This window comes from Paenibacillus sp. OAS669 (genome assembly GCF_014873645.1).
GTDB classification, from domain to species: Bacteria; Bacillota; Bacilli; order Paenibacillales; family NBRC-103111; genus Paenibacillus_S; species Paenibacillus_S vulneris.
Map to the genome: position 1 here is coordinate 95,775 of NZ_JADBDR010000012.1, position 20,595 is coordinate 116,369.

Sequence of the window (20,595 nt, forward strand, 5' to 3'; positions counted from 1 at the left end):
TTACAAGCACCAACGCGGGAGGACAGGCCATGAACAAGCAAGAACAGGTCGTTATGGCATTCAGGGACTTATTCAATAAGATGGTTTACCTTAATAAGTCTAAGATGGAAGACAGCCTTAAAGGTTATAAGCCTTCTGAAGTACATTGTATCGAATACATTGGAAAAAACGCAGATTCTAATGTGACAAAGCTTGCGGAGGCCTTTTATATGACTCGCGGTGCCATAAGTAAATTAACGAAGAAGCTCATAAACAAAGGCCTTATCGAAAGCTACCAGAAGCCGGATAACAAGAAAGAAATCTATTTTAGGATTACGGAGCAGGGAAAAGTCATTTATAAAATCCACGAGGAGCTGCACAAACAGTTTCAAGAGCGGGATCAAGCCGTATTTGAGCAGGTAACCGAGGAACAATTTGATAGTATGCTCAGCTTTTTAGAAACGTATTGCAGGCATTTGGATGCGGAAATAAAAAAGCAGGGTATGGATATGAAGTCGGAACAAGATGAATCATGAAAATCCGCTCACAGGCAGCCGGACTCTATGGAGAACGGGTGTCTTTTTTATTGCTGATATTTTGGTGACAAGGAAACAAAAATGTGATACGATGGTTTTGTTTCCTTGGAATCAAAATTACAGTAAGGAGAGAAGTAAGTGTCCCAATTTCGATCACCTAATGAACAGAAGAACATGGCCCAAGCCGTAGATAAAAAGACGTTACTCTTCGGTCTTATGTCCGTGTTTCTTTGCGGAATAGGCTTCAGTATCATAACCCCTGTCGTCCCATTCCTAGTACAGCCTTATACAGGCAATCCGGGAGATCAAGCTGTCGTTGTTACGCTGCTGACCTCTGTTTATGCGGTTTGCGTGTTTTTTGCTGCCCCCGGACTTGGAGCTTTGAGCGATAGATATGGCCGTCGTCCATTACTCTTGATAAGCCTCTTGGGTTCTGCAATCGGGTACTTCGTTTTCGGTATGGGAGGAGCGCTATGGGTGCTATTTGCCGGGCGCATAATAGAGGGTATAGCAGGCGGGAGCATAAGCACTCTCTTTGCCTATTTTGCCGACATTACCCCCAGAGAACAGCGCACCAAATATTTTGGGTGGGTGAGTGCGGTTGCAGGTGCAGGCTCCGCCATTGGCCCGGCGCTAGGAGGGTTGATTGCCAAGTTTGGTTATTCTGCACCTATGTATTTTGGCGCCATAATAACCTTACTAAATGTTGTTTACGGATACTTTTTTATGTCGGAGAGCCTTGGCAAGAACAATAGACTGGAAAAGATCACCTTTGTAAGACTGAATCCATTCACACAGCTTGTCAACGTGCTTTCCATGAAAACCTTAAAAAGGCTGCTTGTCTCGGCGTTCTTACTATGGATACCCAACGGGTCTTTACAGGCTGTTTTTTCACAATTTACGATAGATACTTTCCATTGGGCGCCTGCACTCATCGGACTTATGTTTTCTATTATGGGCGTTCAAGACATCATTTCCCAAGGCTTCATTATGCCAAAGCTTTTGGTAAAACTCCGTGATGCACAGATAGCCATTCTTGGAATGGTTTCGGAGATGATTGGCTACAGCCTTATTGCGCTGTCGGCCTTATTCTCATTCTACCCCCTTCTTATCGCGGGGATGTTTCTATTCGGTTTTGGCGACTCGATCTTTGGGCCTTCATTCAACGGAATGCTTTCCAAGTCTGTCGATGCTAGTGAACAAGGCAGGATTCAAGGAGGCAGCCAATCTATTCAGGCTCTAGCAAGAATAATTGGGCCTGTCGTTGGAGGCCAAATCTATGTTTCCCTTGGCCATGTCGCCCCGGCTTTGATGGGTGTGATCCTTATAGCAGCGGCAATACCCGTTTTGTATAAGGGTACGTTGTGTAAATAAGTAAAGACTTAGTTCTTTATTGAAGGACTAGGCTGTGTTTTTTGGTTCCGCTGTTATATGTAGAGCTTGGGTCCAGTGGTATAATATAGGAAAGGAGCTGATAGTATGTCCAAAATGGTCTGTGTTCATTCCTTAACTGCAGAGCAGGAACAGCGTATTCGTCAAGCGGCGCCGGGGTGGGAGCTGATCCACGGCAAGGAGAAGGAGATATGGCTGCCGCATCTGAAGGAAGCGGAAATCGTCATCGATTGGAGAGCTTCCTGCGAATCGGAATGCTTGCAGCCCGATGCCAAGCTGCGTTGGGTACAGAATTGGGGAGCGGGAGTAGACAAGCTTCCTTTACAGGAATTGGCGTCAAGAGGCATTATCCTTACGAATGCCAGCGGTGTTCATGCGTTCCCGATCTCGGAAACCATATTCGGGATGATGCTCGGCTTTACGAGAAAGCTGCATCTTTCCATACGAAATCAGCTGGAGCGGCAATGGAAGGGTACAGGAACACTCGGAGAAATTCATGGGAAAACGATAGGAGTTATTGGCGTTGGAGCCATTGGAGAAGAGACCGCACGAATAGCCAAGGCATTCGGGATGAAGGTGCTTGGCGTCCGCAGATCGGGCGGATCCAGTGTGTACGTAGATCAGATGTACGATAATAGCGGCTTGGAGACGGTTCTTCGCGAAAGTGATTACGTGGTCGTAACCCTCCCGCTAACGGACGAAACCAAGCATCGCTTCGGCAGAGCCGAGTTCGAGCAGATGAAGCGAACGGCGATGTTCATTAATATCGGGAGGGGCGGTACGACGGATACGGAAGCCTTGGTGGAAGCATTGCAGAACGGGACTATCGCCGGGGCAGGTCTGGACGTGTTCGAGCAGGAGCCGCTGCCGGAGTCAAGTCCGCTCTGGAGCCTGGATAATGTGATTATGACACCGCACAATTCGGGATCGACCGATCAATATAACGAACGGGCTTTTGAAATCTTCATGCACAATTTGCAGCAATACATTCAAGGGAACGAACCGGCTATCAATCGGGTCGATTATGACCTGCAGTATTAACGGTTACTCGCGAGCCTCATCAGGGTCCCGGCTGTTGGAAGAACGAGGCCAGCTGCGGAATTCGGTTGGGGCTACGCCTATTCTTTTTTTGAACGCTTTGGAAAAATGAAAGATGTCATGAAACCCCGTAGCCATCGCAATTTCCCCAATAGACATGTCGGAGGTCATCAGAAGCTGCTTCGCTTTCTCCAATCTTCTTTCATAGATATAGGCCATCGGCGTCATACCCAGATGATTTTTGAAAAAGCGGATGAAATAATTCGGATGATGGTGCACCAGATCGGACAGCTCGGTAATGGTCAGCTCCTTGGTCAGATTGGCGTCGATATATTGAAGCGCCGTGCTCAGCTTGTTGCTGGCTAATGTTGCGGGAGCTTGGGGTGCGGCTTGCACAGCTTGTTCAATATAGCAGGAGATGACTGCCAAAAGCGCGGATTGGAGTCGAATTGATTTAGCCGGCCCCGAGCCGTTTTTGTACTCGAACACTAATTTTTCAAAAGCCGATATAACGGCATCATGATCTGTCGATGTAATGCAGAACGGAAGATGAAACAAAGTGAACAAGTTCATTAAGCTGATATTGGACGTAAAATGACACCAGAACATTTTGTATGTATGGCTCGTATCGGTGACAGAGAAATATTGGGAAAGACCGGCTGGTGCGAAGACAAGCTGCCCCGGCTTGGGGAACAGCTCCTGACCGCCTACCATCATTTTACCTTCGCCGTCCAGAATGTAATAGATCTTGCTATACGTCGGCATAAAAGGCCCCTGTACCCAGTTAGGCTTGCACTTGCTCAGCAGTGAAATCATAAGCTCTACCTTAACTTCAGACAAAAAGTGACTGATTGCCGTTTCATTTTGAGTGACCATAGGTTTTAACCACCTTGAGGAGAGTCATTCCAATTCGATAAAAGTTAGTTTGGTACAAATATGAGTTAGCCGCATCCATATGGATTATAGCATACCAGGCGTACAATAGAGGAGCAGTCAGAAAATAGTGGAGGTTCCTATGATTAAAAAAGATATGTATATGGACAATGCGGAGGCGGAAGCTGTCGAGCAAGGAACAGCATCCACGGAATATACGGAAGAGGTACAGGACCGGAGACTTGCCTGGTGGAGAGAAGCACGGTTCGGCATGTTTATTCACTGGGGCTTGTATTCCCTATTGGGCGGAGTATGGAAGGGTAAGGAAGTGCCGGGCGCCTACGGCGAGCATATTATGCTGAGAGGGCAAATTCCGGTTAAGGAATACGAAGCTTTGGCGGAGGAATTTAATCCGGTGAGCTTTGACGCCGAAGCTTGGGTGAAAGCGGCCAAAGCAGCCGGTATGAAGTATTTGGTCATTACCGCCAAGCATCATGACGGCTTTGCGCTATACGATTCTGCTGTATCTGATTTCAACATTGTGAAGCGTTCTCCGTACGGGCGCGATCCGATGAAGGACTTGGCGGAGGCATGCCGCAAGCATGATGTGAAGCTGTGCTTCTATTATTCCCATTCGATGGATTGGCATCACCCGGATTCACAGGGCAACACCCACGACTATCCTAACAATATCGGCGCGTGGGACCCGCTGGAATCCTGGATCGACGACGAGGATAAACGAACGCGTTATGAGCGGTACTTGAATGAAAAAGCGTTCCCGCAGCTGAAGGAGCTGCTGACCCAATACGGTGACGTAGCGATTATCTGGTTCGACTGCGGACATAAAATAACGGATGAGCAGGGGCAGCGTTTTGTTGATTTTGTACGCAGCCTGCAGCCGAATTGCCTGGTCAACCGCAGGGTGAGAAGAGACGGCTTCGGCGATTACGGCAATTCCGGGGACAATCAGCTGCACATTCGAATCAACCGCAAGGATTGGGAATCGATACACACCATGAACAACTCCTGGGGCTACAAAAAGACGGACCATAACTGGAAATCGGTCAAGGGCATTTTGCATAATATGATCGATGTGTTCAGTCTGAACGGCAACTATTTGCTCAATGTCGGCCCGACTCCGGAAGGGGAGTTCGATGACAAATCGAAAGAGATTCTGCGGGATATCGGTCAATGGATGAAAGTCAACGGGGAAAGCGTGTATGGCACGACCGGCAGTCCGATCGGGAAGCCGCAATGGGGGCGCTGCACAGCCAAAGGGCAAACCCTGTATCTGCATGTGTTCGATTGGCCTGCCAGCGGCGAGCTGATCGTGCCGGGGCTGCACAATCTCATCGTCAAAGCGTATTTGCTGGCGGATGAACGCAAAGCACCGCTTGCACACCGTCGTCTGAACGAAGAGGATATTGCAATATCCGTTCCAGGTGCGCCGCTTGACGCCAATGCAACTGTCGTTGTGCTCGAGATCGAGGGAACCGTCGATGCGAATCCGGTTAAACGGCTTCATCACAAGGATCATCTGAATGTGTTCGGAGCCTTTGACGGGGATATTGAAGGCAGTGAGCTCAGGTACGATACCGGGAAAGCGGGCCGTGACGTAGTAACGAACTGGACGAACGCAGCAGACCGTATTACATGGACCTATCGGGCGGCAGAGGCAGGTGCCTATGAAGTCAAGGTGGTCTATGGCGCTGAGGAAGGCACGGCGGGCGGCACTTTTGTCGTGGAAACGGCAGGACAGAAGCTGTCCGGTCAGGTGACTCCCCAAGGCAATGGCTACTCCTTTATAGACGAGACGTTAGGAGTGATCCGTTTGGATCAACCGGGTGAGTACAGACTAACCGTCAGCGCGGATTCCATATCAGGGGAAGCTCTGATGAATTTGAAGGAAGTTCAGCTGAAGCCTGTTGGTGAAACGATATAGGGTGTTTTCAAGTATAATGCAAAAAAACCGGAAAGTCGCTGAGATTGCGCACTTCCGGTTTTTTGTTTGACGATTTAATAGGTAATCTGCTGGCCGGAGGCTTTATCCAGGAAAATCGCCGTATTATAAGTGACGCTCAAGCTCATGCCTGCATCGTCGATGACGACTTTGGAAACGGTATTCTTGCTTGCATCCGTATAAACGGGCGTCACAGCAAACGCTTCGTAAAGGGTTCCTGACGATGCTGTTTGCGGCGTGAATTTGGCGACCGCACAGATCACATCTCCGGCATCAAAGCTCACCCCGCTGGATGAGTCGATCACATTGACGCGAATATCATCGGTGGACTGGATGTTGCTCTTGCCGGACTTCACGTCCCACCAAATGTTGGAGCCGATCAGCTTCTCCAGCGTTTGATTATAATTAGTGCTGGACATCCATTCCACGCCGCTGCCGACATTATTATCCGCTTTCAACTGCGGCCATCCCTGGATAAAGGCATTATCCCGGTAATTGCTTGCATTCCCGATTTTAAGAACGCTGCTGGTCAAAGTGGAAGCCGCAGCCGAGCTTAAATCGAGCACGCTGGATATGTTATTGCCGTCATAAATGTTCACAATACGCTGGGTATTGGAGAAGTTAGGCAGCCCGATCATGACGTTGGATGATTTCAGAGTGACCGGGGAATTGAACTTGATCATCGTAATGTGATAGAGAGAAGTCCCGTCCGTCAGGTAGCGCGTTTTGATACTGGCGTTGGTATTGGTGTCTGTTCCTGTCACGGTGCGCAGTGTATAGTTGTCCGTGCTGTTGTAATAATTGTTGGGAGTAGCGCCCGCGGCATTCCATACACCGTTCGAGTCTTTGTAATAAAAGCCTTCCGCCTTCTTACTGTTATAGATAATATTCTCGGTAAAAGACGTTCCGTTCACGGAAATTTCTTGAGGCTGGTTCAGGTTCCTGTCAAAATAAATGGATACATTGCCTCTGCGCAGCCCTACGTTATTATTTACGATCAGTTGTGCCGTAGACCACGGGGAAAAATATTGATGCAGCATGATAGTCCCCATGGCGCGATGTCCGTAAATTTGAGAGTTGGAGCCTGCCGTAGAGATGGCGCCGCTGTTCAGTCTGACCCGCCCCATATCCGCTCCCAGAGCAGCGCTGTAGTAGTTGTAGCCCAAGACAACAGCGGCATCCGTAATGCTTCCGGATATTTCATTGTGGCGGGTCCCCCCGTGCATCGTGCCGCTTGCCGATAATCGATAGTTCATGTATTGGGCTTGTGACAGGGCATCCGCCTGCACGTTCGCATCCGGGGATGAACCCATTAAGCTGAGCAGAGCTGCCATGAAGCTTAATTGAAAACCGCTGTAGTGCGTTTCGAATCCGCCCTGTTCGAAGAAGACTTTGTAGCCCTGGAGCGTTCCGATCTCACATTCCCTATATCCGTGTCCAGGAACATAAGCGGGGTTAGCGCATTTGGATGCTTGGGCATTGTCAAGATTAGACCCGGGGAAGCCGGTGTTATAATAAGCTATGGCTTCGTTCATAAGATTCGTATCGTTGTACAAGGAACCGAGCAAGTACCCTCCGTATATCATTCCCATCACCTGATTGGGCGTTCCTTGCGGGTTGTATTTTACAACTCGAGACAGCCAGCGCCAATGGGAGTAAGCCTGCTCTTTCAAGATATCCTTCTGGGCCTGGGTGAACAGATGGTCCCCGGTGATTCCGTCCGCTTGCAGGATCATCGCTTTAAAGACCAATGCCCAAGCGGTAGTAGGGAAGGAGGCCGAGCCGCCTGCAGGATTCCCGTTCGTAAGGGAATAAGCCGCCCAATGCTCACCCTTGCCTAGCTGGCGCAACGCACTTGTATCTGCAGGATCTGTCGTCCAGTCCCTGTTGGCAATAGCAAAGCTCAAACCCCTGTTGGCTGCCGGAGCAACCCTGGCATCCGTTTGCCCGCTATGGTGATACCAATAGGTGAGCAGCGCGACAGCCCCCCAATCCGCATTTCCAATCTCCGTATTGTCGCTTCCGGTTTCAAAGTTTCCGTTCGGTACCCCGCCAGGGGCTTGTTCTCCGCTCAGAATCGCTTCCTTCTCCTTGGTCAGCGCATCCATAACAGAAGCCTGATCGGGAAACATAGCAGTCAGTGCAGCCTTCGTATAGGTGAAATCGGCAGCGCCCCAGACTGGTGTACAGACTGCTGATGCGAGCAAGATGACGGCCGTAAAACCGATGATCCAACCTTTTTTTATCATGAAAATCCCTCCGGGTTACAGTGTGGGTAGAACCATTTAAAGAAAGCGCTATCAAGTCTTCGTTTGGTTATCGCCTCCTGTATGCTTTAGAATGATATAAGTGATATTCATTATAAAATAAGGAGGTTTCTTCTTACTCCCGGTTTATTGTGAGAAAATATGAATATATTGCGGATTAGTGAGTCTTATGGAAAGACATTAGAAGGGGGTTATCAAGATGAATTCTGCAGCACAAATCTATTGGGACGAGTTCAGGAAGGGGAAGGATATACCTGCGAAAGCAGATGCATGGCAGTTTGGCGCTAATCCGGACCAATTGGCTCAACTAGTCATTGAAGGCGTGAAAACAGCCACTTGTTCTGCTTATTTGTTCTACGAATTAGAGAATCAGCAGATACCTTCTGTCGGTGATTATAACATTATTTTGAACAGTAAAGACGAGCCGGTAGCTATCATCCAAACCGTAGAAGTTAGACTCCTTCCAATGAACGAAGTTCCAGAGGATTTTGCTATTGCGGAGGGAGAAGGCGATCGAACCTATAGATACTGGAGAGAGGAGCATGAAACTTTTTTTAAGAACGAGCTTCTCAGGCTGGGGAGAGAGTTTACAGACGATATTTTGTTAGTGTGCGAGCGGTTTAAGTTGATTGATGTCCGTAGGAAGACCGGTTTTTAGGAATCCATCAGACGGATATCAGCCGCGCGTAATTGTAATAAATGGAAAATTGAGCGATGCTGTTCATGGTACTGAATACCAACAAACTATACCAGATAAAGGGGTCTTACCATGAACACTAAAAAAATCATGCTTATTTTCGGCACACGTCCGGAAGCGACCAAAATGTGTCCTGTCGTACAAGAGCTGAAGCACTACCCGGAATGGTTTGAAACGAAGGTTGTCGTGACGGGGCAGCATCGCGAACAGCTGCAGCAGCCGCTGTCGCATTTTGGAATCGTACCGGACGTTGATTTGGGCTTAATGAGGGACAATCAGTCATTGGCCTATTTTACATCGGCGGCCATATCCGGGCTCGACAGTGTCATTGCGGAAGATAAGCCCGATATGATTCTGGTCCATGGAGATACTCAGACGGCCCTGTGTGGAGGCTTGGCCGCATTCTTCCATCAGATTCCGGTAGCGCATGTGGAGGCCGGGTTGCGTTCGCATCATAAATGGTCCCCCTGGCCTGAAGAGATCAACAGGCGAATGGTTGACGTAGTGACGGACGTATTATTCGCACCGACATCCGTAGGGCAAAGCAACTTGATAAGGGAAGGGTATGCTCCGGATTCCATCTTTGTAACGGGACAGACTGCGGTAGACGCGGCGATCTCAACCAACAAGCCGGATTACCGGTTTCACAACGATAGGCTCAATCAATTGATTCAGCATCCCGGAAGAATCATAACCATGACGGCTCATCGGCGGGAAAATACCGGGGAGCCTATGAAGCAAATGTTCAGAGCCGTTCGCCGAGTTGCAGACGAGCATCCTGATGCGATCGTCATCTATCCCGTACACCTCAGTCCTGCTGTTCGAGAGCTGGCCTCCTCCATCCTGTCCGACCATGAGAGAATTCATCTGCTGGAGCCCATAGACTATCCGGATATGATCAATCTGCTGTCCCGCTCCTACCTGATTCTGAGTGATTCGGGCGGATTACAGGAAGAAACGCCGGTTTTTCACAAGCCGCTGATCCTGATGCGCGATACGACGGAACGGCCGGAGGCGGTTGAAGCGAATGCCGTGTTTCTTGCCGGTACCGAGGAGGAGGCGATTTATAGGATTGCGGCTGATCTTTTGAATGACAGGCACAAATACTATCAGATGGCTCATGCACCCAATCCTTTCGGCGACGGCCATGCCTCACGCCGTATTGTTCAATATTTGGCGTACCATTTCGGATGGTTGCCCGAGCCTCCGGAACCGTTTCAGAGGTAAATGTTCTACCTGCCGCAGCAACCAGCTAATGGCACAGACCTTTCCGTATCATTGAAGGAAGAGAATGATCCGCCAACCATGCGATGCTTTCCTCAACATCGGATTGTAAGCCAGGACAGCCTGTATGTTATTATGGAAAGGAAAGCAAGGAACTATCGTATCATGGGAGGTAAGCATGAACCATACCATTAAATTCGCCATTATCGGCGGAGGATGGCGCACTCATTTTTATTTACATATTGCCAAGGCCAGTCCGGAACGCTTCGAGGTCGTTGGAGCGGTCGTACGGGATGAAGAGAAACGTCGTGATCTTGAGAAAAGCTATGGTGTAAAAGGACATGCAACTCTAGAGGAGCTGCTGCGATCGGAGACGCCATCGTTCGTCGTCGTGTCCGTGTCATGGGCGTCATGTCCTGATATTCTCAAGCAGCTTGCCGAGCTCGGTATTCCCGCATTGTCTGAAACGCCTCCGGCGCCGGACCTCGAAGCCCTTATTGATCTGAATTCCACTCTCCATAGATTGGACGCGCGAGTCCAAGTGGCGGAGCAATATCCGTTCCAGCCGCTGCACGCCGCACGGCAGGCATGTATCGATTCCGGCCGTATCGGCCGAGTATCGCAGGTGCAGGTATCGGTAGCCCACGGCTACCATGGCATTGCCTTGATGCGCAGATGGCTAGGCGTCGGTTATGAACCGGCTGTCATTCAGGCGTTTACCTTCGAGTCGCCGCTTATTGCCGGGCCATCCCGTGCGGGAGCGCCTGCTTCCGAGCAGCTGACGGTGTCGAAGCAGACCTTCGCATCTTTGCAATTCGCCGGCGGTCAGCTGGGCATGTTCGACTTTACGGGTGACCAATATTTCTCCTGGATCCGGTCGCCTAGGGTGCTAATACGAGGGGAAAGAGGAGAAATCGTCAACGAGACCATGACGTATTTGCTCGATTACCTGACACCTATTGAGACGCCTCTGATTCGCAAGGATGCCGGGGAGAACGGGAATCTGGAAGGATATTACCATAAGGGAATACTGGCCGGCGATCAATGGGTATACCGGAACCCGCTGGCTCCCGCAAGACTGACGGATGATGAGATTGCCGTAGCTACCTGCTTGTTGAAGATGGATGAGTATGTTCGTACCGGGAAGTCCTTCTACAGCGTGGCTGAGGCGTCCCAGGATCATTATTTCCACCTTCTTATCCAGCAGGCGGCTGCCAGCGGCGAGACCGTGACCTCCGTCAAGCAGCCATGGGCAGAGAAAGCATAAACGGCAGCATGACATAAAAGATAGCCTCGGCTGTCGCGCAAAATTAGGCTCAAAGAGCCCCTTCCAATGCGAAAGTGTGCATAGGGAAGGGGCTCTGTATATTATTAGGTTGGACAATAAGCCATCAAGCAAGCGGCGATAGGCTGTGTTTCAAGCTTCAATGAAAAGGACAGCCCTTCACTGCTTCATGAGATCTCTCAGCGGCAGGGGCCGGATCTGGTTTCGTATCGGCTGAAGCGTAGGGTGCCCGCTGATAAGAATAGCTTGGTTTGACATCGAATTCCGTGAAATAATGGTCCCAAATCGGCGTTGCCGTCGGTGACATCGGGGGAATGAGCCACGACCATTTGCCGTTCACCTTGCGTCCGGCTTCATGCTCCTGCTTCTCAAATCTCATAAACTGCTCGGCGGCAGTATGATGGTCCACGATGCTGACGCCCTTGCTCTTGTAAGAATGCAGCACCGCCGCATTCAGCTCCACTAGGGCGCGGTCCTTCCACATGGTGGAGTTCGAGGATCGGTCCAGCCCCATCAGATCTGCTATCAGGGGAAGCTGGTTGTAGCGGGACGTATCGGACAGGTTGCGCGCTCCGATCTCTGTTCCCATATACCAGCCATTAAACGGTGCTGCAGTATAGCTAAGCCCTCCCATATCCAACCGCATGTCCGATATGCAGGGGACGGCGTACCACTTGAGGCCCAGCTCGGCAAAACAATCGATAGTCGGATGGACTATCGGAACCTCCAATATGAGCTCGGGAGGAATGGGATACCATCTCGGCTCCCGTCCGTTGATTTGTATAACGAGCGGCAATACGTCGAACGGGGTCCGTTCCCCCTGCCATCCGAGCTGCTGGCACTGCTTCGTAAAAGCGACGGAGGCGGGATCTCCGATGATACCGCGATCCGTTTCATAGCCTGCGTAACGAATCAATTGATGATTCCAGATTCGGATCGTCCGTTCTTCGGTTTCAGGCGCGAACAAGGTAATGGCCGGCCGAATGCGGCCGCCATTCGTAGCATATTCTATGTGCTGCCATAGCGCCTCCGCAATGGCATCCTCTGTTGCCAGCTCCCTTTTGTCAAAAACCTCCAGGGACGACCAGAACAGCCTGCCGATACACCGGCTGTTGTTCCGCCAGGCCCATTTGGCGCCGAAGCGCAATTCATCTATCGTATGGGAATAAGTTCCGGTTTGGCTGATGCTCTCCGTTATTTCTTGTATCCGCCGCTCCGCTTCCTCAGGGTGCTTTCCGGCCTCGGTATAGCCCAGACGAATGAAGGAGACCGCCTCTTCTAGCTGCTTATGGTTCATACGCTGATCCTACTTTCGTACGTTCATTTTTGCACCTCTTTACTATACTGTATAGGATACGGCGGCAGCATACTCAGGTTTGACAAGATTGTGGACCGGATATATGATGTTGTCAAACTGTCACTTTTTAAGGAGTGAATCAAGATTGCCGCGTAATGTGGTACGGGATCAGGAAGCCCGTAAAGAACGAAGCGAACAAATATTAAGCGTAGCTGTAGAGCTGTTTGCCAAGAAAGGCCTGGACGCTACCAAAATATCCGACATTGCGGCGAAGGTAGGAATCAGCCATGGCTTGGTATATAACTATTTCCGATCCAAGGAAGAAATCTATGCTTCCTTAATTAATAAAAACTTAGACAGGATGAGAGAACAACTGGAGGAGGTCGTTCAAATGACGGCTTCTCCGGTGGAGAAGCTGACTTTTCTGGTCGAGCACATGGTCAGGGATAAGTGGGAGGAGGCGTTGTTCCATCAGTTGTTCGTGGATCAATTGCTGGCCTCCGACAGCATCGCGGATGAAATCAAAGAGTCTTTTCGCAAACGTATAGCCGAGAATCTGGATACGATAGCCGGAATATTCGCTGAAGGCCAGAGGAACGGAGAGATTTTAGCAGGGAATCCGAAGGAGCATGCTTTGTTTTTGATGTCGTGCATCCGGGCTTCGAGCTTATGCCAGAGGCAGGAGCTCTATATCCGATCGGATGCCCGCAGCATCCTGCAATATTTTATTTCTCGATAACATATCATTCATAAGGCCGGCCCGGATTTTAATGGTCATGCGGGGCCGGTTTTTTTATGTTGAAACCGCACATATGCAAAGAAAGCAGGAAAGTTTTCTCTTCATAAATTCACAACTTGACTATAAGTCAATTTATAAGGTAAGGTGTTAAAGCACCCCTCATAACTATAGAGAAACGGATAGAATTTTATCATAAGGGAGAGAACCAAAGAGATGAATACAGCTCAAAACCGAACATCCCCTCTCGTCCTGCTGATGGCCAATATGTTTATTGCCATGCTGGGGATTGGTCTCATTATTCCCGTGCTTCCTGAATATTTGAAGGAGTTCGGGGCTGGCGGGAAAACAGCAGGTTATCTTGTTGCCGCATTCGGTCTGACCCAGTTTCTATGCTCGCCGATCGCCGGAGAGTGGTCGGATAAGTACGGCCGTAAAATCATGATCGTTTCCGGTCTTGCTCTATTTACTTTGTCTAACTTTTTGTTCGCCGCGGCGTCCGACATCTGGATGCTTTACTTATCCCGATTGCTGGGGGGCATCAGCGCAGCTTCCATGATTCCTTCCATTATGGCTTACATAGCCGACGTAACCACGGAAGAGAAGAGGGGCAAGGGGCTAGGCATGCTGGGTGCGGCCATGTCACTTGGATTTGTTATAGGTCCCGGAATCGGCGGCTTCCTGGCCGAGCTCGGCCTGCGCACTCCTTTCTACGTATCCGCCGGAGTAGGGGCTCTCGCCATGCTGTCTTCCCTGCTGCTGCTTCCTGAATCGTTAACCAAGGAAGTTCGGCTGGCCAACCGGCAAAAGGTCGTGGAAAAGGTCAGCATGATGACGCAATTTGCCAAGTCTTTCAAAGCGCCTTATTTCATTTATTTGCTGCTTATTTTTACTTTGACCTTCGGGTTATCGAATTTTGAAGCGATTTTTCCGCTATTCGTAGACAAGAAATACAGCTTTACCGCACGTGACATATCCGTTCTCATTACGGTCGGAGCGTTGATCGGGGCCATTATTCAGGCCGTTCTGATCGACAAGCTAATCCGAAGATTCGGAGAGCGCACATTAATCAACAGCACGTTCCTGTTGTCGGCGGCTTCGCTGATCCTTATGCTGCTGTCCGGGAATTTCTGGTATATATTGCTTGTTACCTTGTTTTTCTTCACCTTTACTTCCATCATGAGACCTGCTATTAACACGTTATTGTCCAAGATGGCTGGAGAGGAGCAGGGCTTCGTGGCCGGAATGAATAATGCTTATATGAGTCTCGGGAATATTTTCGGACCGGCACTGGCGGGTATCTTATTCGATCTGCATCTGGATTTCCCTTATATTTTCGGTGCGGTCATCCTGTTCCTCAGCTTCGGCTTGTCTGTAATGAAAGGCAGATCAAGAGCGGTGGGAAGCCGGTTGAAGACAGATACGCAGTAATGGACGCTTGCGGGGCTTGAAAGACCTCTGCAACCGGGGAAAAAAAGAGTGTATAAATTGGGTAGATAAAGCTAAGATCTTAAAAAAAAGTACTTGGTCCTGAGGCCAGGTACTTTTTTTGTGGACTTATATTCGCTGTATCGAACAGGTTTCTAAAGCGTTCTTTTTCCTATCAAAGAAAACAGCAATCCGTGCCGGGCGATAAGATATCAATTGACAGCTGCCGCAGGCGCGGACTCCCAAGCAGGCGGCATACCGGATGGCGTGACCGCATACGCTATAATGTGGCAGCTGTGAATCGATGAACCCCAAAAAACTTGATTTAACGACAATGATAACGCTTGCAATATGAATGGATCCGGATTACAATCAAGACAATAGCAAAAAAGAATAGCTGCTCAGGCAACGATGCCTTGGGTTCCAGGAGATGCGGCGGCAGCCGGTCTCCTGCGAGCCCGGGCATCTTTTTGTTTTTTCGGCGGCTGGCAGCCGTCAAATGATAACGAAGAGGTGAGGGAGTGAGACAACAACCGATCCGTGCCGTCCCGCTTGCTGTCAGATTGATCGCCAACGTCGATAAGGGGCTGGCCTCCAAGCTGGAGTTAAAGCCGCACATCCGCAGCATCGGGCTGTTTACGTCAACCATTGATGACGTAGGATATACGGCCGTCGACGAGGCGACGAAGAAGGCGGCTGTTGAGGTCGTCTATGCCCGCTCGTTTTATGCGGGGTCAGGTCATGCGTCTGGTCCTCTCTCCGGTGAATTTATCGGCATGCTTGGCGGGGAGACGCCGGCGGAAGTGAAGAGCGGTCTGGATGCGGCCATTGCTCTTATGGAGGGCGCAGCCTGCTTCTATTCCCTCAATGAGGAGGGAACGCATGCATACTACGCCCACGTTGTATCCAGAACCGGCTCTTATTTATCCAAGGTAGCGGGTATTAACGAAGGGGAGCCGCTCGCTTATTTGATTGCGCCTCCGTTGGAGGCTGTATATGGCCTGGATGCGGCGCTGAAGGCGGCGGACGTAACGATATGCCAATTTTACGGACCTCCTACCGAAACGAACTTTGCCGGCGGCTTGCTGACAGGCTCGCAATCGGCATGCAAGGCGGCGGCCGACGCCTTTGCAGATGCGGTGCAGCAGGTTGCCGGCCTGCCGGTCAAATTTGGTTGAGGAGCAGGTGATCAAGCGTGAGCACTCAGTCGAAGCCTAATCGATTCGCCTTGGGCATGATCGAGACCTTAGGTGTTCCTGCATTAATAGCGGCAGCGGATGCGGCAGCCAAAACCGCGGACGTTCAGGTTGCGGCCTATGAGAAGGCGGATGCCGGGATTGTTACGGTATACCTATGGGGGGATGTGGCCTCGGTGAAGGCTGCCGTAGAGGCAGGTGAAGCGGAAGCGAGAAGAGTAGGGCAGCTTCTATCCGCTCATGTCATTCCGAGACCGGACGGATCGGTTTCCCTCATGCTGGAGAAGCTTCTTTCGGACAGGAAGACGGAAGGAAGCGGGATCGAGCCCTTGTCGCTGAAGGAAAAGGAGTTAAGCAAGCTTTCCGTTCAGGAGCTTCGGGAGTTGGCCCGCCATACACCGGGCTTTCCGCTGGCAGGCAGGGAGATCAGCTCGGCCAATAAAGCCGATTTAATCCGTCTGCTCTCAGAGCCTAAAGAATGATGGGAGGAGAACGCGGGATGAAGCTTGACCCGGATTTGCAGTCGATTCAGGAGGTACGGACCTTGCTCCACGAGGCAAAAGCTGCCCAACGGCTGCTCGAGTCCATGTCTCAAACGCAAATTGATGCTATTGTAGCCGCAATGGCTAAGGCGGCCGATCGGGAGGCGGAACGGCTTGGAGCTCTGGCTGTCGAAGAGACGGGCTTCGGCAACCGGGCTGATAAGGCAGCGAAGAACCGGTTTGTAGCTGCCGATGTTTATGGAGCCATCAAGGATATGCGGACGGTTGGGATCATTCGAAAAGACGAGCAGCATAGAGTCTGGGAGATTGCCCAGCCGGTCGGTGTAGTAGCTGCGATCATTCCCTCGACGAATCCGACCTCGACCGTGCTTTTCAAATGTATGATTTCCGTCAAATCGCGCAACGCGATTGTCATCAGTCCCCACCCGTCTGCGCTTCGCTGCTCGCTGGAAGCGGCAAAGCTTATGCAGCAGGCCGCTCTGGAAGCAGGCGCTCCGGACGGGATTATACGCTGTCTCACCCAACCGACGCTGGAAGCAAGCACAGAGCTGATGAGGCATAAGCTGACTGATGTCATTCTCGCCACGGGCGGTCCGGGCATGGTCAAGGCAGCTTACAGCTCAGGCAAGCCGGCCTACGGAGTCGGTCCGGGCAATGTTCCCGTATACATTCACTCGAGTGCCGATATACCGAAAGCGGTAAGGCAAATCCTGCAGAGCAAAACCTTTGACTACGGCACCATTTGCGCGTCGGAGCAGGCGCTGGTAGTGGATCTGGCGGTTAAGCCTTCCTTGATTCAGGAGTTAAAGCGCCAGGGGGCTTATTTTCTGAATGAACAGGAGAAGCAGAACATCGAGTCGGTTCTGATGGTCGGCAAAGGCTTGAATCCCAAAATTGTTGGCAGATCACCGCAGATCATTGCCGGTATGGTGGGAATTTCCGTTCCGTCGGACGCTCGAGTGCTCATCGCTGAGGAAACGGCTGTAGGGCATGAGCATCCCTTTTCGATGGAGAAGCTAAGCCCTCTGCTGGCGATGTACACAGTGAACGATTGGCGCGAAGGCTGCCGAAGATGTATCGAGCTGCTGGAGCTGGGAGGGCTTGGCCATACGCTCGGCATTCATTGCGAGGAGGAAGCGGTCATTGAAGCGTTCGGGCTTGAAAAGCCAGCGTCCCGCATTGTCGTCAATACCGGAACGACCTTCGGAGGCATCGGGGCTACGACGGGAATTCTGCCATCCTTGACGCTTGGCTGCGGTTCGTTCGGGAATAACATTACTTCGGACAACATCGGTCCGCAGCATTTGCTGAATATCAAGCGGCTCGCATTCGGCCTGCGTGAGATGGAGCCCTCCGTTCCATCGGAGATAGACGCGCCCGATCCGATAGAGCATGCGGTGGAGGCAATTCAAGCCCGGGGCAAGCCGGGGATCACGCGCGAGGAGGTCATGCAGCTGGTCAAGAGCGTGCTGGCCGAAATGCAGCTTCATTGAATCAGGATCATTTGCGCGTTCTAACAATGATTTTGAAACTCTCTTATACAATCATCCCAAAAATTAAAGGAGGACATTCCCAATGGCAGGAGAATTGGCGGCACTCGGAATGGTGGAAACCAAAGGATTGGTAGGCTCGATTGAAGCGGCTGACGCTATGGTGAAGGCAGCGAATGTGAAGCTGATCGGCAAGGTGCATGTCGGCGGGGGACTTGTAACCGTCATGGTACGCGGGGACGTAGGAGCAGTGAAGGCGGCGACGGATGCGGGGGCTGCTGCTGCGGAGAAGGTCGGAGAGCTCGTCTCGGTGCATGTCATCCCGCGCCCGCATTCCGATATTGAATTTATTCTGCCGAAGCTTGAAGGATAAGGCCTATGGCGCTCATAACGGAATCCCGTCTGCGCGCCCTGCTCGCTAAAGGAATCCCGAATCCGTTCCGTGTGAATCCGGAGGATAAGCTGACTCCCGCTGCGGCGGATTTTTTGAAAAGTAGGGGGATCCCGCTGGAAAGGGTCTCATCCGCACAAAGCTTCAGCACGTCTGATGATCTGAAAGCGGACCTCCGTATCCCCGTCGGGGTATCCAATCGTCACGTCCATTTGTCAGAGGAGCATGTCGAGCTGCTATTCGGCAGCGGGTATCGGTTAAACCCTGTAAGAGAGCTGTCTCAGTCAGGCCAATTTGCCGCACGGGAAACCGTAACCCTGGCCGGACCTAAAGGGGTGATTCCGCAGGTTCGCGTACTAGGACCTTCACGCGGTGCATCGCAGGTGGAAATCTCGCGGTCAGACGGTTATTTGCTCGGTATTCAACCGCCAGTTCGTCTGTCGGGACACCTGGAGAACACTCCGGGGATCGCTTTGATCGGTCCGAAGCAGATGGTGATGCTGCCGGAAGGATTGATTGTAGCCAAAAACCATGTCCATATGTCGAAGGAAGACGCTAACCGGTTTCAGGTGGTGCAGGGAGACCGGCTGATGGTTGAAACGGCAGGGGAACGTCCGCTTCTGTTTACCGACGTGATCGTTCGAATCCACGAACGGTTCTCGCTGGAGCTGCATCTGGATACGGATGAAGCAAATGCTGCGGAGCTGAAAACCGGACAGTACGTCAGATACGTAGGCCGCAACGGGGAAATAACGCACGCCATAAGGAGGTGACTTAAAATGCGGGCGGAGCTGAAGCAAACGGTCGAGTCGATCATCCGGGACATTTTGCAATCGATGCGGGAGGAGGCCGTTGAGCGGAGAAAGGTGCTGTACGTCTTTTGCGACAGCACGGCGCACGAGGCGTTTACGGATCATTTTATTATGCTGGCCCGGCATGGGATCTGCCATGATATTTTATTTTTGGACGGGGAGACTTCATCCTGGCTTGGCCTGCATAAAATTGAGTGTGGGGGAGCCGGCAAAATTATTGCTGCGGACGAATTCGCTCCCGCCCCCTTGGAGGTACCGCTGGAATATGACGGCATCGTCATCCCGGAAATCGATCTTGATAATGCAGGAAGAGCCGCAGCGGGGCTGAAAGGTACGGTGAAATCCGAGCTGATCTTATCCGCTCTCCTACTGAACAAATTCGTCCTCATCGGGGATGATGCACCCGGCATTAAGAGGGCGGACCGGCGCACCCTACAAACCTTAACGCTGCCTAAGCCCTATCAGGCATTGTTCGAGAAATATAAGTCCGAGCTCCAGGTGCTGGGGGCGGAGTTTGCCCCGCAAAAGCAGCTTGCCGAGCAGGTCGTAAGCCGATGCACGAAGCTGTCCGTGGACAAGGGCATGGTGGTGTCTGCTACTGATTCACATCATCCGGCCGTTTCGGCCAAAAAAGTGGACGGTCGAGAGGGAGCCGGCAATGAAGCCGCATCTGACGGTTCCGTCGTTTTTGAAGGGCGATTGATAACTGCGGATTGGGTTCAGCAGCTTGCTAGGGATGGCTCGGCGTCCCGGATTGTGATCAGCAGGAGAACCCTGATATCCCCGCTGGCGGGCGATGTGTTGAAGGCAGCAGGGGTGTCGCTGCAGTATGCGGATCAAGGATAGGGGGGAGCCGGGTGTTTCTTGGCAGGGTGATCGGCAGCGTATGGGCTACGCAGAAGGAAGAAGGAATGGACAACTTGAAGCTGATGGTCGTTCAGCCGATCGACTTTAAGGAAATGGAGTCCGGACAGACGGTTATTGCCGCTGACCGGATTGGAGCCGGCGTCGGAGAGAAGGTCATTGTGTCTAGAGGCAGTCCTGCCAGAGTGTTGTTCAGCGGCAAAATGGTGCCGATAGACGCCATGATTGTGGGGATTGTGGACAGCTTCGAGGTGACGGAAGACGCCGAGTAAGGAGGACGGACATGGAGCAGCCGAAGCAGCGGGTTATACAGGAATACGTGCCGGGCAAGCAGCTTACGTTGGCTCATGTCATCGCCAACCCCGACCCGGTATTATATACGAAGCTTGGCATTGAAAAGGCGAATGCCTTAGGGATATTGACCCTGACACCGACGGAAACGGCCATTATCGCCGCCGATATTGCGACGAAGGCCGCCAATGTGGATATCGGGTATCTGGACCGTTTTACAGGCTCGCTAGTGATTGTCGGGGATGTAGCGGCTGTAGAAATGGCCGTGGTGGCGGTCAACGGCTTTTTGCAGGAAAAGCTGCAATTTTCCATCGCTCCGCTGACGAGGTCGTAAAG

20 protein-coding genes are annotated in these 20,595 nt (G+C 51.3%); 17 read left to right on the forward strand and 3 right to left on the reverse strand.

The window, feature by feature from the left end; all coding sequences use genetic code 11:
* Positions 1 to 29 precede the first annotated feature (29 nt).
* The 3 genes from GGC63_RS23575 (at position 30) to GGC63_RS23585 (ending at position 2,948) form a co-directional block, all read left to right on the forward strand.
* Positions 30 to 515, forward strand: a complete 486-nt coding sequence (locus GGC63_RS23575) for a MarR family winged helix-turn-helix transcriptional regulator (RefSeq protein ID WP_192704415.1) — start codon at positions 30 to 32, stop codon at positions 513 to 515.
* Between the two features lie 138 nt (positions 516 to 653).
* Positions 654 to 1,889, forward strand: a complete 1,236-nt coding sequence (locus GGC63_RS23580; RefSeq protein ID WP_192704416.1) for an MFS transporter — start codon at positions 654 to 656, stop codon at positions 1,887 to 1,889.
* Between the two features lie 105 nt (positions 1,890 to 1,994).
* Positions 1,995 to 2,948: a D-2-hydroxyacid dehydrogenase gene (locus GGC63_RS23585; protein WP_192704417.1), complete on the forward strand. Its 954-nt coding sequence runs from the start codon at positions 1,995 to 1,997 to the stop codon at positions 2,946 to 2,948.
* 3 nt (positions 2,949 to 2,951) lie between these two features.
* Here the strand turns inward: GGC63_RS23585 and GGC63_RS23590 are convergent, their stop codons facing one another.
* Positions 2,952 to 3,821: a helix-turn-helix transcriptional regulator gene (locus GGC63_RS23590; protein ID WP_192704418.1), complete on the reverse strand. Its 870-nt coding sequence runs from the start codon at positions 3,819 to 3,821 to the stop codon at positions 2,952 to 2,954.
* Positions 3,822 to 3,960: 139 nt separating this feature from the next.
* On the opposite strand from GGC63_RS23590, the gene GGC63_RS23595 reads away from it, so the two are divergent.
* Positions 3,961 to 5,760, forward strand: a complete 1,800-nt coding sequence (locus GGC63_RS23595; RefSeq protein WP_192704419.1) for an alpha-L-fucosidase — start codon at positions 3,961 to 3,963, stop codon at positions 5,758 to 5,760.
* Between the two features lie 74 nt (positions 5,761 to 5,834).
* On the opposite strand, the gene GGC63_RS23600 is transcribed toward GGC63_RS23595, so the two are convergent.
* Positions 5,835 to 8,027: a hypothetical protein gene (locus GGC63_RS23600; RefSeq protein WP_192704420.1), complete on the reverse strand. Its 2,193-nt coding sequence runs from the start codon at positions 8,025 to 8,027 to the stop codon at positions 5,835 to 5,837.
* 217 nt (positions 8,028 to 8,244) lie between these two features.
* Here GGC63_RS23600 and GGC63_RS23605 point away from each other — a divergent pair, with 217 nt between their 5' ends.
* From GGC63_RS23605 to GGC63_RS23615, 3 genes are all read left to right on the forward strand, one after another.
* Positions 8,245 to 8,703: an ASCH domain-containing protein gene (locus tag GGC63_RS23605; RefSeq protein WP_079910924.1), complete on the forward strand. Its 459-nt coding sequence runs from the start codon at positions 8,245 to 8,247 to the stop codon at positions 8,701 to 8,703.
* A gap of 111 nt (positions 8,704 to 8,814) precedes the next feature.
* Positions 8,815 to 9,969, forward strand: a complete 1,155-nt coding sequence (wecB, locus tag GGC63_RS23610) for a non-hydrolyzing UDP-N-acetylglucosamine 2-epimerase (RefSeq protein WP_192704421.1) — start codon at positions 8,815 to 8,817, stop codon at positions 9,967 to 9,969.
* Between the two features lie 175 nt (positions 9,970 to 10,144).
* Positions 10,145 to 11,233 carry a Gfo/Idh/MocA family protein gene (locus GGC63_RS23615; protein ID WP_192704422.1) on the forward strand — a complete coding sequence of 363 codons (1,089 nt, stop codon included), beginning with the start codon at positions 10,145 to 10,147 and terminating at the stop codon, positions 11,231 to 11,233.
* Between the two features lie 157 nt (positions 11,234 to 11,390).
* On the opposite strand, the gene GGC63_RS23620 is transcribed toward GGC63_RS23615, so the two are convergent.
* A complete protein-coding gene (locus GGC63_RS23620) occupies positions 11,391 to 12,548 on the reverse strand; it encodes a nitric oxide synthase oxygenase (protein ID WP_192704423.1) in 1,158 nt (385 codons plus the stop codon).
* Positions 12,549 to 12,693: 145 nt separating this feature from the next.
* Between GGC63_RS23620 and GGC63_RS23625 the strand changes: the two genes are divergently transcribed.
* The 10 genes from GGC63_RS23625 to GGC63_RS23670 all read left to right on the forward strand — a co-directional run bounded on the left by GGC63_RS23625 (position 12,694) and on the right by GGC63_RS23670 (position 20,593).
* Positions 12,694 to 13,287 carry a TetR/AcrR family transcriptional regulator gene (locus tag GGC63_RS23625; RefSeq protein ID WP_079910919.1) on the forward strand — a complete coding sequence of 198 codons (594 nt, stop codon included), beginning with the start codon at positions 12,694 to 12,696 and terminating at the stop codon, positions 13,285 to 13,287.
* A 213-nt stretch (positions 13,288 to 13,500) separates the two neighbouring features.
* Positions 13,501 to 14,715, forward strand: coding sequence for an MFS transporter (locus GGC63_RS23630; RefSeq protein ID WP_079910918.1), 1,215 nt, complete (start codon positions 13,501 to 13,503; stop codon positions 14,713 to 14,715).
* Between the two features lie 518 nt (positions 14,716 to 15,233).
* A complete protein-coding gene (gene eutL, locus GGC63_RS23635) occupies positions 15,234 to 15,890 on the forward strand; it encodes an ethanolamine utilization microcompartment protein EutL (protein WP_192704424.1) in 657 nt (218 codons plus the stop codon).
* 17 nt (positions 15,891 to 15,907) lie between these two features.
* On the forward strand, positions 15,908 to 16,390 hold the full coding sequence (locus GGC63_RS35210) for a BMC domain-containing protein (RefSeq protein ID WP_318781119.1): 483 nt from the start codon (positions 15,908 to 15,910) through the stop codon (positions 16,388 to 16,390).
* 17 nt (positions 16,391 to 16,407) lie between these two features.
* A complete protein-coding gene (locus GGC63_RS23645; protein WP_192704425.1) occupies positions 16,408 to 17,904 on the forward strand; it encodes an acetaldehyde dehydrogenase (acetylating) in 1,497 nt (498 codons plus the stop codon).
* Between the two features lie 82 nt (positions 17,905 to 17,986).
* Positions 17,987 to 18,274, forward strand: coding sequence for an ethanolamine utilization microcompartment protein EutM (gene eutM, locus GGC63_RS23650; protein ID WP_079910915.1), 288 nt, complete (start codon positions 17,987 to 17,989; stop codon positions 18,272 to 18,274).
* Between the two features lie 5 nt (positions 18,275 to 18,279).
* Entirely contained in the window at positions 18,280 to 19,065 is a 786-nt protein-coding gene (gene pduL / locus GGC63_RS23655) for a phosphate propanoyltransferase (protein ID WP_192704426.1), read from the forward strand.
* A gap of 6 nt (positions 19,066 to 19,071) precedes the next feature.
* On the forward strand, positions 19,072 to 19,950 hold the full coding sequence (locus GGC63_RS23660; RefSeq protein WP_192704427.1) for a hypothetical protein: 879 nt from the start codon (positions 19,072 to 19,074) through the stop codon (positions 19,948 to 19,950).
* A gap of 11 nt (positions 19,951 to 19,961) precedes the next feature.
* Positions 19,962 to 20,240, forward strand: a complete 279-nt coding sequence (locus GGC63_RS23665) for a EutN/CcmL family microcompartment protein (RefSeq protein ID WP_079910912.1) — start codon at positions 19,962 to 19,964, stop codon at positions 20,238 to 20,240.
* 11 nt (positions 20,241 to 20,251) lie between these two features.
* A complete protein-coding gene (locus GGC63_RS23670) occupies positions 20,252 to 20,593 on the forward strand; it encodes a BMC domain-containing protein (protein WP_079910911.1) in 342 nt (113 codons plus the stop codon).
* Positions 20,594 to 20,595 lie beyond the last annotated feature (2 nt).